10 protein-coding genes are annotated in these 11,654 nt (G+C 66.1%); 3 read left to right on the top strand and 7 right to left on the bottom strand.

Annotated elements, in window-relative coordinates; translation table 11 throughout:
* On the top strand, positions 1 to 518 hold a 518-nt coding region (locus NMQ14_RS18570), incomplete at its 5' end, for a phosphomethylpyrimidine synthase ThiC (protein ID WP_257097953.1).
* 770 nt (positions 519 to 1,288) lie between these two features.
* Here NMQ14_RS18570 and NMQ14_RS18565 read toward each other — a convergent pair.
* From NMQ14_RS18565 to NMQ14_RS18540, 6 genes are all read right to left on the bottom strand, one after another.
* Entirely contained in the window at positions 1,289 to 1,885 is a 597-nt protein-coding gene (locus NMQ14_RS18565) for a hypothetical protein (RefSeq protein ID WP_257098353.1), read from the bottom strand.
* A 105-nt stretch (positions 1,886 to 1,990) separates the two neighbouring features.
* Positions 1,991 to 2,491, bottom strand: coding sequence for a heme-binding protein (locus NMQ14_RS18560; protein WP_257098352.1), 501 nt, complete (start codon positions 2,489 to 2,491; stop codon positions 1,991 to 1,993).
* 33 nt (positions 2,492 to 2,524) lie between these two features.
* Positions 2,525 to 2,938, bottom strand: a complete 414-nt coding sequence (locus tag NMQ14_RS18555; protein WP_257098351.1) for a c-type cytochrome — start codon at positions 2,936 to 2,938, stop codon at positions 2,525 to 2,527.
* 62 nt (positions 2,939 to 3,000) lie between these two features.
* Complete coding sequence (locus NMQ14_RS18550) at positions 3,001 to 3,798, bottom strand: ABC transporter substrate-binding protein (protein WP_257098350.1); 798 nt, start codon at positions 3,796 to 3,798, stop codon at positions 3,001 to 3,003.
* A 4-nt stretch (positions 3,799 to 3,802) separates the two neighbouring features.
* Positions 3,803 to 5,548 (bottom strand): PQQ-dependent dehydrogenase, methanol/ethanol family, encoded by a 1,746-nt coding sequence (locus tag NMQ14_RS18545; RefSeq protein WP_257098349.1) that lies wholly within the window; start codon positions 5,546 to 5,548, stop codon positions 3,803 to 3,805.
* Positions 5,549 to 5,814: 266 nt separating this feature from the next.
* Positions 5,815 to 6,609 (bottom strand): hypothetical protein, encoded by a 795-nt coding sequence (locus tag NMQ14_RS18540; RefSeq protein ID WP_257098348.1) that lies wholly within the window; start codon positions 6,607 to 6,609, stop codon positions 5,815 to 5,817.
* Between the two features lie 264 nt (positions 6,610 to 6,873).
* On the opposite strand from NMQ14_RS18540, the gene chrA reads away from it, so the two are divergent.
* A complete protein-coding gene (gene chrA, locus NMQ14_RS18535) occupies positions 6,874 to 8,241 on the top strand; it encodes a chromate efflux transporter (RefSeq protein ID WP_257098347.1) in 1,368 nt (455 codons plus the stop codon).
* A 105-nt stretch (positions 8,242 to 8,346) separates the two neighbouring features.
* Positions 8,347 to 9,081, top strand: coding sequence for a YkgJ family cysteine cluster protein (locus NMQ14_RS18530; RefSeq protein WP_257098346.1), 735 nt, complete (start codon positions 8,347 to 8,349; stop codon positions 9,079 to 9,081).
* Positions 9,082 to 9,149: 68 nt separating this feature from the next.
* Here NMQ14_RS18530 and NMQ14_RS18525 read toward each other — a convergent pair whose 3' ends face one another.
* On the bottom strand, positions 9,150 to 11,552 hold the full coding sequence (locus tag NMQ14_RS18525) for an EAL domain-containing protein (protein ID WP_257098345.1): 2,403 nt from the start codon (positions 11,550 to 11,552) through the stop codon (positions 9,150 to 9,152).
* Between the last annotated feature and the right edge of the window lie 102 nt (positions 11,553 to 11,654).

Raw genomic sequence — 11,654 nt, 5'->3', positions numbered from 1 at the left:
GCCCGCTGACCACCGACATCGCCCCCGGCTACGACCACATCACCAGCGGCATCGGCGCGGCGATGATCGGCTGGTACGGCACGGCCATGCTCTGCTACGTCACGCCCAAGGAGCACCTGGGGCTGCCGGACAAGGACGACGTGAAGACGGGCATCATCACGTACAAGCTCGCCGCGCACGCGGCCGACCTCGCCAAGGGCCACCCGGGCGCGCAGATCCGCGACAACGCGCTCTCGAAGTCGCGCTTCGAATTCCGCTGGGACGACCAGTTCAACCTCGGCCTCGACCCGGACAAGGCGCGCGAATTCCACGACGAGACGCTGCCCCAGCACGGCGCCAAGCTCGCCCACTTCTGTTCCATGTGCGGCCCGCACTTCTGCAGCATGAAGATCACCCAGGACGTGCGCGACTACGCCGCCGCCCAGGGCATCAGCAATGAGGCCGCGCTCACCCAGGGCATGGCAACGAAGTCGATCGAGTTCGTCAAGCAGGGCGCCGAGGTGTATCGGAAGGTGTAAAGGGAAAAGTTGCAGGCGCGATCCATCGCGAATCGGCGCATGGCGGGGTGACGGCGCTCGATCGACATGCGGAATCCGCGATCAGTGGATCGCTCCACCAGACATCGCGCTCGCGGACGGCGTCGCGCCCGGACGGCGGTGGGGGCGCGATCCACTGATCGCGGAATCCGCATGTCGATCGAGCGCAGTCACCCCGCCACGCGCCGATTCGCGATCGATCGATCGCGAATCGGCGCCTGGCGGGGTGCCGGCGCTCGATCGACATGCGGAATCCGCGATCAGTGGATCGCTCCACCAGACATCGCGCTCGCGGAGGGCGTCGCGCCATGACGCCGTTGTGGGAGCGATCCATTGATCGCGAATTGGCGCATGGCGGGGTGACGGCGCTCGATCGACATGCGGAATCCGCGATCAGTGGATCGCGCCCACCAGACATCGCGCTCGCGGAGGGCGTCGCGCCAAGACGCCGTTGTGGGAGCGATCCATTGATCGCGAATCGGCGCATGGCAGGCTGACTGTGCTCGATCGACATGCGGAATCCGCGATCAGTGGATCGCTCCACCAGACCTCGCGCTCGCGGAGGGCGTCGCGCCAAGACGCCGTTGTGGGAGCGATCCATTGATCGCGAATCGGCGCATGGCAGGCTGACTGTGCTCGATCGACATGCGGAATCTGCGATCAGTGGATCGCGCCCGCAATGGGTGGAAGCCAGAGCCTGAAGCGCGGCGGGATGCCCGGCTCCCGCCGCGGTCAGGCCATCGGCAAGCGGCTTACTGCAGTGCCTTGATCTGTTCCGGTGACAGACCCTTTACCGCTTTCGCCGCCGATTCGCGGGCGCGGTCGCGGTCGGTTTCGATGATGGCATGCACCGAGTTCATCACCTTGTCGTAGGCGGCAGCAGCCTCTTCCTTGCTGATCTGGCCAGCGGCGGCGCGCTCGCAGGTACGGTAGAGCGACTCGCGCAGGAAGGACAGCATCTGCGTACGTTCGGCCAGCCTGACGACCGATGCGTCGAGCTCCGCCGATCCTCCTTGCGATTTGCCCTGCGTGGCTTCCAGCCGTGCGATGAGTTTGAGGGTGGCGTCGGGCGCAGCTTCCGCGCAACTGCGGATGGCGGGTACCGGCGCAGCGGCTGCAGTGGCTGCGGCGGCTGTACCACCCGCCGCCGGACGCGCGGGCTCGGGCAATCCGAGCTTTTCGCTCAGCGTGACCGCCGGTGTCACCGGCTTCAGTGAATGGTCGTACTTCGCCCAATACTGCTTGTGCGTGTCCGGCGCCTCATCACGCCCGGCACTTTTCGTCCCGAGACCGGCACAGCCGGACAGGACCACGGTAGCAAGCGCGACGGATATCGGCAGGGATTTCATGCTGGCTCCTTTTGAATTATTGGTATGTGTCGTGCCGCGGGCCGGCGCCCGCGAGCACCAACCTCCTTAGCAAGAAGAAGGCCAGAGAGCCGCCGGCCCTACCCCTCACATCAGATGCTTCACGGCGTCGAGCGCCTTCTGCGCACACACTTCATCTTCTTCTTCCGACCCGCCGCTGACACCGATACTGCCGATGTGCGCGCCCTTCGAAGTCACGATCGGCAGACCGCCTATTATGGTGGTGGTGTGCGGAATCAGTTCGGCGCCGATCACCGTCTTCGACAATTCGCGGAACTGGCGCGTCGAAAATGGCGCGCCGGCCGACGTGTCGGCCTTCAGCTGCGCCACACGGATGCTGATCAGGATGCTGCCGTCCATCCGGCTGAAATGCTTCGGATTACCGGCTTCGTCGTTGATCGCGATGATCATGCGCCAGCCCTTTTCCTTCGCATGGCGTTCGCACGCGTCGGCCATCAGGCGCGCAGTCGCGAGGTCGAGCGTCGGGCGTGCCGACTGCGCCAGCGCGGGTGCGGCCGTCAGTGCACCTGCGCAGGCGAGGGCGGCGAGCAGACCGCGGGATGCAGCATTGAATCCATCGTGTTTCATCAGGTTCTTTCGCTTGACTCGTGCGGGAGCGGATCAATAGTAGGGAATCTCGTCGTCATCCTTGGCCAGCTTGTCTGCTGCCTGGACGCGCAGCGCTTCCTCACGCAGGAAGGCGATGATCTGCCAGATTTCCTCTTCCTTCAGCGAGTTTGCGAAGCCACCCATCTGGGTACCGGCGCGGCCGTGGGCGATCAGTTCGAACATCTGGCCATCGCTGTTCGCGCCACCCGGGCCCCAGGCACCCTTGACCAGCTGCGGTCCCTTGCCGCCCTTGCCGCGCGAGTTGTGGCACTGCTGGCAGTTGCGTCCGAAAAGTTCTTCGCCCTTGCCGGCCGCGCCGCGGTCGCCGGCCATCGGATTGTTGGCCGGCGCCTGCCCCGGGCCGAACGCCTGCACGCTGCCAGCCAGCGCCATCAGCAGCACACACCGTGCTGTGTATCGAATCATCTGCCACTCCTTTTTATTGCAGCCCGCGGGCAGACAGCGCCCGCGTGGCCGGTACATCTCCATCATCTGCCGCCCTGCTGCCTGCCGGTCGGCACTCCGTTCCGCGCGGCGATCGCGTCGAGCGAGCCATCGGCCTGCAGCGCGCCGAGTGCCGCGTCGACCGCACCGGTCAACGCCGTATCGCTGCGCCGGCTGACCATGACAAAGCGGGTCTGCAGCGCCGGCGCCTGAAGCGCCTCGCGCACGACCACACCCGCGGGCAATGCATCACCCGCCACCCGTCCGGCCCACAGCAGACCGGCGCCGACCTGGCCTTTCGCCAGCGCGTCCAGCAGCGCCGCGCTGCCGGCGAACGGCGAGCGGTTGAAGCCGCCGGCCAGCAGGTACAGATCAGCCGGCGTGGCGGTGACCGCGCCGATCTTCTGCGCACCCACCCCGGCCATCGATCCGATCGCGCTGGCCGTCGGCGTCAGCAGCACGTAGCCGACCGACACATAGGGCTGCGACGCCACCAGCCCGCGTGCCGACAGATCGTCGTCGCCACCGTCGGTCACCGGCATGCCGGCGAACAGTTCGCAGCCGCCGGCCTGAATCGACTCCTTCAGCGCACGGCCGAGACCGCCGCGTGCCTGCAGCGTGATCCACTGCCACTGCACCGTGCGGCCAACGCGCGCCGCGACGGCCTGCGCGACGTCCACATCGACACCGGCCGGTGCAAGCGAGCGCGATGAGAACGGCGGATTCTGTTCGACCACGCACACACCGAGCGGGGCGGGTGCGCCGCCGGCCGACACCGGCAGCGCTGCACACGCCAGCAACCCGAGCAGGCATCGCAATGAACGTGCCGCGCTGCGCGTCATGCGTTCAGTCCGCAAGACCGAACACCATCATTCCGCCGCCGCGGTTCTGCTGCTTGAACAGCTCGCCGTAGACCAGCGGCCAGAGGCTGCCGCCGCCCGGGCCATACACGATGGCGACGTATTGCTTGCCGTCGACCGTGAAGGTGGTCGGGTTGCCGTGGATGCCGGTGCCTACGTTGAAGCGCCACAGCGTTTCACCCGAGTCGTCGCGCATGGCCGAGAAGAAGCCTTCGGCATCACCCGAGAACACGATGCCGCCGGCAGTCGCCAGCAGGCCGCTGGTGGCCGGTGTGCTCTGCGGACGCGACCACACCTGTTCGCCGGTGGTGGCGTTGAACGCTTTGATGCCGCCGGTATAGGGGTTGGCCTTCAGCACCTTGGACGACAGGAACCACTCGCCGCGCTTCCATTCCATCTTCTTGGCCTGGATGTCCATCGAGCTGTCGATGTAGGGCACATAGAGCAGCTTGGTCTGCGGGCTGTAGGCCGCCGGGTGCCATTCCTTGCCGCCGTCGAGAATCGGCGCGATGTCGGTGGTGATCTTGTCGTAGCCGGGCACCTTGTCCGGATTGACGATGGGGCGGCAGTTGTCCTTGAAGCCGGTCACCCAGTTGACGCGCGCGATCGGCACCACCCAGTTGCACTTGCCGCTGGTGCGATCGATCGAGTACAGGTGGCCGTTGCGGTCACCGTGCAGCCACACCTTGCGACCCTTTTCGTCGTCGACCAGGATGGTTTCGTTGTTGCCGTCGTAGTCCCAGGCGTCGTTCGGTGTGTACTGGAAGTGGAACTTGATCTTGCCGGTCTTCGCGTCCATCGCCAGCGTCGAGTTGCTGTACAGGTTGTCGCCCTTGCGCACCGACGGATCGAAGTCGGGCGTCGGATTGCCGACACCCCAGTAGATCGTGTTGGTCTTGGCTTCGTAGTTGCCGGTCAGCCAGGCGGACGCGCCACCGGTGCGCCACGAGTCGTTGGCCCATGTTGCGGCATGCGGATCGCTCGCGCTGTTCGGCCGGGTCAGCGTCTGCCAGACGATTTCGCCGGTATCCGGATCGAGCGCAGTGATCTTGCCGACATTGCCGCCGACGTCGCTGCCCGAATTGCCGACCACGATCTTGCCGTCGGCCACCAGTGGCATCGACGTGTAGATTTCGCCGCTGGTGTAGTCGCCCATCTTCTTTTCCCACACGACGCGGCCGGTGGTGTTGTTCAGCGCGACGATATGCGTATCGAGCGTGGCCATGTACACCATGTCCTTGTACACCGCGACACCACGATTCACCGCTTCGCAGCACAGGCGCGGGCCGAGGTCGCCGGGCAGCGAGCGCTCGTACTTCCAGATCATGCGACCGGTCGAACCATCGAGCGAGAACACCTTGTTCTGGCTGGCGGTCACGTAGATGCGGCCATTCACCACCGTGGTCTGGCTGACCTGTGCGTCATTGACGCCGAATGACAGATTCCACTTCGGCACCAGCTTCTTCACGTTGTCGCGCGTCACCTGTCCGAGCTGCGAAAAGCGCCAGCCCTGATAGTCCTTGCCGTAATGCAGCCAGTTGTTGGCGTCCTTGTCGGCGTGGATGAGCATGTCGTCGCTGACGTAGTTCGGACGCCACTTGAAGGTGGCTTCGAGCACGTTCACGCCGAGCGGCGGTTCCGGATCTTCGGCCTGCACGGCGGCGTTCAGGCCGAACATCGCGACCAGGCAGGTCAGGAGTGGTCCGGCAAGGCGACCGGTTTGCTTGTTCATGGGTTCTCCTCCGTTTTTTTCGGATGCGCACAGCGGCATCCGGCGACAACGCGCGGGAGGAGAACTGCATCATCCATGCCAAAAGCGCGCGGGCCGGGAATGACGGCACCGCAGGGGAAAAAATCCTTTGCGATCAAGGCGGGGGAACTTCCCCAAATCACAAGGGGTTAATCCTGAAACAGGCGGGCGCGGAAGGGTGAGACGAACGTCTCAGCGCGCAGAGGCTACAGGTGTCTCAGGTGGGCAGGCGCGGGCGCGCCCTTTGGTCAGCCCTTCGGACCGAGGCCGAAGAAGGTGCGGAAGCGATCCCAGCGGCGCTTGAACCAGGCCTTGGGCGTGTCCTGCACGTAGTAGGTCAGCATGAGGGTCCGGCGCTCGCCGTCCGCTTCGGTGGTGCGGCGCGCGCTGTGCCAGCTTTCTCGCTCCATCACGGCGAAGGCGTAGCCGCTGGCCGGCATGAAATCCATCGCGATGGTCTTTTCCGCCTCGGGGCCGGTGCGGCCGTAGTGGAACACCGTGCCGATGTGGCGCTGCGAGGCGTCCCTCGGCAGATAGAACTGCACGGTGATGGCCTTGGCCATCACGTCGGCGTGGATGCCGATCTGATAGCCGGGCAGGTCGCACACCAGGATGGGTATGGGGTACAGATCGATCTGGTCGATGCTGCGGCCGAAGCGGGTTTCGAGCGACTGTCTGAACTTGAGCTTGAAGGCATCCTGCATGTCGCGCGAGCGCAGCACGCGCGAGATCGACCCACACAGCGCGCGCTGCTCGGCCGGCAGCCGCCACAGGTGTTCCGGGTACAGATACATCCGCCGCCGGGCGCTGCTGCCGTCGGCGCGCATCGCGTCCTTGTGGCGCAGATCGTGGAAGCGCTCGCGCGCCGGAATCAGCTTGAGCAGCCGCTCGTAGAAACCGGGCGAGAACACGTTCTGCATATATATATGCTCGAACGGCGACGTCTGCAGCGCACTCGCCTTCACGGCACGCAGCATCGTGGTATCGGGCGCGGAGTCGTTCGGGGCGGCATCGACCGGAACGGACAAGGAGGGCTGGGACATGATCTATCGCCTGGCAGCAAAAAACTGGCGGCAGGATAGCGCTTTGCACGGCGTCCGTCAGGGGGCGGGTGTTGCGCGGATGCTGCAGCTTCGCTGCGGCGCACCGTCACGAAGCTGCGGTACGCTCGGGGCACGGCATCGTGTGGGAGCCGCTCCCACAAAAAGCCTCACCGCTCGCCGCTCCCACGAAAAACCCGGGCGATTTCCGTCCACACTCTGCATCCGACGCTGCCGCCCCGCGCCACCGCACTGACCACGCTCACCATGCCGCTGCCCGACACTGCCGCCCCCCCCCGCCCCGCCCCGACCGTACCGTTCGGCGACGCCTTCCTGTTCTGGCTCAAGCTCGGCTTCATCAGCTTCGGCGGACCGGCCGGGCAGATTTCCATCATGCATCAGGAGCTGGTCGAGAACCGGCGCTGGATATCCGAACGCCGGTTCCTCCATGCGCTCAATTACTGCATGCTGCTGCCCGGCCCGGAAGCGCAGCAGCTCGCAACCTATATCGGCTGGCTGATGCACCGGACCTGGGGCGGCATCATTGCCGGCGTGCTGTTCGTGCTGCCGTCGCTGTTCATCCTGATCGCGCTGTCGTGGGTGTACATCGCGTTCGGCGACGTGCCGCTGGTGGCCGGGCTGTTCTACGGCATCAAGCCGGCGGTCACCGCCATCGTGCTGCAGGCGGCGCATCGCATCGGCTCACGCGCGCTGAAGAACAACTGGATGTGGGCGATCGCCGGCGCGTCATTCGTCGCCATCTTCGCGCTCAACGTACCCTTTCCGGCCATCGTAGCTGCGGCGGCGCTGATCGGTTATGTCGGCGGCCGCGTCGCGCCCGGGAAGTTCAGCGCCGGTGGCGGCCACGGCAAGGCGCTCAAGTCATTCGGCCCGGCGCTGATCGACGACGACACACCGACGCCCGAGCACGCGCGCTTCCGCTGGACGCGGCTGGCGCGCGTGGCGATCATCGGTGCGCTGCTGTGGGTGATTCCGATGGCGCTGCTGACGATGGTGTTCGGCTGGGGCCACACGCTGACGCAGATGGCGTGGTTCTTCACGAAGGCCGCACTCCTCACCTTCGGTGGCGCCTACGCGGTGCTGCCCTATGTGTATCAGGGCGCGGTCGGGCACTACGGCTGGCTGACCCCGACGCAGATGATAGACGGCCTGGCGCTCGGCGAAACCACGCCCGGCCCGCTGATCATGGTGGTGGCCTTCGTCGGCTTCGTCGGCGGCTACCTCAGCGACGACATGCGGGCGATGTTCGGCCCGGACGGCCTGTTCCTGGCCGGCGCAGTCGCCGCGACGCTGGTGACCTGGTTCACCTTCCTGCCGTCCTTCCTGTTCATCCTGGCCGGCGGCCCGCTGGTCGAGTCGACCCACGACGACCTGAAATTCACCGCGCCGCTGACCGCCATCACCGCCGCCGTGGTCGGCGTCATCGTCAATCTGGCGCTGTTCTTCGGCTACCACGTGCTGTGGCCGGACGGCTTCGACGGCCGCTTCGACGCCATATCGGCGCTGATCGCCGCCGGCGCCGCGGTGGCGCTGTTCCGCTACAAGCGCAACGTGATGCACGTGATCGCGGGATGCGCGGTGGTCGGGCTGGTCGCGAAAACCCTGCTCGGCTGAGCGTCGGATGCTGCTGCATCGACATCGTTTGCGATGCGTCAACCGCTGCCGCAGTCCTCATCCCTAGAGTGCGACGCTGGGATTCTGCGGACGGAGCGGCACGGCATGGCACACGACGACGACAACCTGCGCTTCTTCCGCGCCCGGCATGCGGCTTTCGCGCAGATACTCGACGCGCGCAACGACGATGAAGCGCTGCTGTCGCATCTGCTCGACGAGGCCTTCGACGGCTTCGAACAGGCGCTGCAGGCGCGGCTCGACGCCGGTGCCCCGGTCGCCTGCGACCGGGGATGCTCCACCTGCTGCACGCTGCGCGTCACGGCCACCGCGCCCGAGGTGCTGCATGTCGCGCGCCATCTGATGGCCAGCAACCCGGCGATGTGCCGGCGCGTCGTGCAGCGCATCGCCGAAGCCGACGCGCGCACCCGCTTCGAAAGCGAAGCACGGCGGGTGACGCTGCAAAGCCCCTGTCCTTTCGTCGACGACGACGGTGCCTGCGCCATCTACCCGGCCCGACCGCTGGCCTGCCGCGGCCACGCCTCGCATGACCGCCACGCCTGTTCGTTTGCCGCCCGCGGTCAGGTCGACGACATCCCGTATTCCGTGGCGCACCGGATGGTGCGCAGCCTGGTTCAGAACGCGCTGCAGGCCGCACTGCGCGACGCCGGCTACGCGTGGGGCGCCTACGAACTGAACCACGCGCTGATGCTGGCCCTGTCGCAACCCGAAAGCGAGGCCGCTTGGCGTGCCGGTGAAGACGTGTTCGCCGACGCCCAGATCGACGACGTCAGCCCGGCCGAAATGGCTAGCACCTTCGACTGGCTCAAGGGCCGGTCGTAGCAAGCGGGCCGAGACCGTTGTCGGGCGCCGCTGCGCTCACCCCGAACTGCGGGACCACCACGCCGGGCTTACAGGGTCACCGGAACATCACCCGGCTGCGCTGCCGCGTTGCGCTGGAACACCACCTGAAGGAAGGCTTCGGGGTCGCACGGGCGGGAAAACAGGAAGCCCTGGTACGCGTCACAGCCTCTCGCCGCGAGATAGGCGGCCTGTTCCGCGGTTTCGACGCCTTCGGCCACCGTGCGCAACCCGAGATTCCTGGCCAGCGAAATGATGGCATCCACCAGAACGTTGTCGGCATCGGCACGTATCTCCTGCACGAAGCTGCGGTCGATCTTGAGCTTGCTGAACGGGAACTGCTTGAGCTTGCTGAGCGACGAATAACCGGTGCCGAAATCATCAATCGTCAGCTGCACACCCAGAGCCGTCAGGCGGTGCATGGTCGACAGCGCCTGATCGACCTGTTCCATGATCAAACTTTCGGTGATTTCGAGCTGCAGCAGCGATGCCGGGCAGCCGCTGTCCTGAAGCGCCTGCGCGACGGCGTCGTCGAGTGACGGCACCCTGAACTGACGAGCTGACAGATTCACGGCCACCGGGATGTGGCCCAGGCCGACCGCCTGCCAGGCACGTGCGTGCCGGCACGCTTCGCGCAGTACCCAGTCGCCGATGGGCACGATCAGCCCGGTTTCTTCGGCGATCGGAATGAATTCGATCGGCGGCACAAGGCCTTGCTGCGGACGCATCCAGCGCACCAGAGCCTCCGCCGAGCTGACCCGGCCGCTGCGGACATCGATGATCGGCTGGAAGTGCAGGCGCAATTCACCGTTTTCGAGCGCGTGACGCAGGCCCGCTTCGATCTGCAGGCCATCGACCATCGCCTGCATCATGTCGGGGGCAAAGAAGGCAATCGCGTTGCCGCCCCGATCCTTCGCACGATACATCGCCGTGTCGGCATATTGCAGCAGCGCGTCCGCCGTTGCGCCATCGCGCGGATAGACGGCGATGCCGACGCTCGTGCTGACCGACAGCGCCTGCGGCCCGACCGCAACCGGTTCGGCCAGCGCAGCCAGAATCTTGGTTGCCACCGGTACGATGTCGGCGACATCGGCCATGTCGGCCAGCACGACGACAAACTCGTCACCGCCGAGCCGGGCGACGGTATCGTCCTCGCGCACGCACTGCTGCAGCCGACCGGCCACCGTCTGCAGCAGTGCATCGCCCTGACTGTGCCCGAGGCTGTCGTTCACCATCTTGAAACGATCGAGATCCAGCAGCAGCACACCGGCGACGCGACCCGAGCGCCGCGCCCACGACAGCGCCTGATCGAGCCGCTCGGTCAGCATGTGGCGGTTGGCCAGACCGGTGAGCGCATCGATGCGGGCCTGGCGTTGCAGCGCCTCGGTCTTGTGCGCGATCTCCTGCCGCTGGCGCTCCAGCGAAGCGACCATGCGGTCAAGCGCCTGCATCACCTGGCCCAGTTCGCCGCGCGGATAGACTGCACCAGCGGCCGGGCTGTAGTCACCGGCGTCGACGCGCGAAATCGCGTGCATCAGGCGCATGGTCTGGCGCCGCACGGCGAATTCACCGAGCACGGCTGCCACCCCGAATACCAGCAGTGACAGTGCGACAAGCACGCCCATGGCGCGTTCGAACTGGCCGTCGATGCGGGCGTTGAGTTCCGCTTCGGGAACGTTCAGCGCCAGACGCAGCCCGGCGTCGCGCGACCGCGGCAGCGAGCCCTTGACCCAGATGCTGGCCGTGGCATCCGCGCCCAGTGTCGCGACCGCACCGGCATCCGGCGAAAGCATGAAACGCCGCAGGTCGGCACTCACATCCAGCACGTCCCGGCCCGGGTCAGGGCTCGCCATGATGATGGATCCATCCTGATTCCATATCTGGAAGTGCATGCGCCTGTAGGGAAGCGTCTGGCTCACCGCGCGAATGTAGGCATCCATGTCGAGCGATGCCAGCAGGATGTAGCTCAACGTGCCGTCAGCGGCGCGCACCGGATAGGCAATCTGCAGCACGCTCTTTCCGGTCAGTCGACCGATCACCGGCTCGACCACCGGCCCCGTCGACCGCAGCGCCTGCCGGAAATAGCCCCGATCGGTCAGATTGAGCTGACGGCCGCTGCGCAGCGAATCACAGTGCAGGGTGCCGTCGGGTTTGATGGTCAGCAGGCCGGTGTATTGCGGGTGCTCCTTCAGCACGTCGGCAAGGAAGCCCGAACAAGCGTCCTTGTCATCGCTGCCGACGATGGGCACGCGCCCCAGACCGAACAGCAACTGCGCGGTGCCGGCGATTTTGTCGTCCAGATCACTGGCGATGGTTTCGGCGCGCTGCACCAATTGTTCGCGCGCCTGCATCACCGTCGCCTCTCGATTCTCCAGCAGCAGCCACACCATGGCCAGCAGCGGCAGCAGCGAAGCCACCAGCACGAGCAGCAGAATGCGGGCACGCAGGCTCACCGCACCGCTCCAATGGAATACGCGCCGCCTGGTGCCCCATGCCTCATTTCGCGCCATGCCTCCAACATCGACCGATGACCGGAGAGTATGGTATCGCCACCA

It is taken from the genome of Methyloversatilis sp. XJ19-13 (assembly GCF_024580155.1).
Lineage (GTDB): Bacteria > Pseudomonadota > Gammaproteobacteria > Burkholderiales > Rhodocyclaceae > Methyloversatilis.
This window is presented reverse-complemented; position numbering and strand designations above follow the sequence as displayed.

Bases quoted from the DNA above. Each gene is read 5' to 3' on its own strand.
- NMQ14_RS18530 (WP_257098346.1), top strand. From the start codon at position 8,347: ATGGCACACGACGACGACAACCTGCGCTTCTTCCGCGCCCGGCATGCG.
- NMQ14_RS18565 (WP_257098353.1), bottom strand. From the start codon at position 1,885: ATGAAATCCCTGCCGATATCCGTCGCGCTTGCTACCGTGGTCCTGTCC.
- NMQ14_RS18545 (WP_257098349.1), bottom strand. From the start codon at position 5,548: ATGAACAAGCAAACCGGTCGCCTTGCCGGACCACTCCTGACCTGCCTG.
- NMQ14_RS18560 (WP_257098352.1), bottom strand. From the start codon at position 2,491: ATGAAACACGATGGATTCAATGCTGCATCCCGCGGTCTGCTCGCCGCC.
- NMQ14_RS18540 (WP_257098348.1), bottom strand. From the start codon at position 6,609: ATGTCCCAGCCCTCCTTGTCCGTTCCGGTCGATGCCGCCCCGAACGAC.
- NMQ14_RS18555 (WP_257098351.1), bottom strand. From the start codon at position 2,938: ATGATTCGATACACAGCACGGTGTGTGCTGCTGATGGCGCTGGCTGGC.
- chrA (WP_257098347.1), top strand. From the start codon at position 6,874: ATGCCGCTGCCCGACACTGCCGCCCCCCCCCGCCCCGCCCCGACCGTA.
- NMQ14_RS18550 (WP_257098350.1), bottom strand. From the start codon at position 3,798: ATGACGCGCAGCGCGGCACGTTCATTGCGATGCCTGCTCGGGTTGCTG.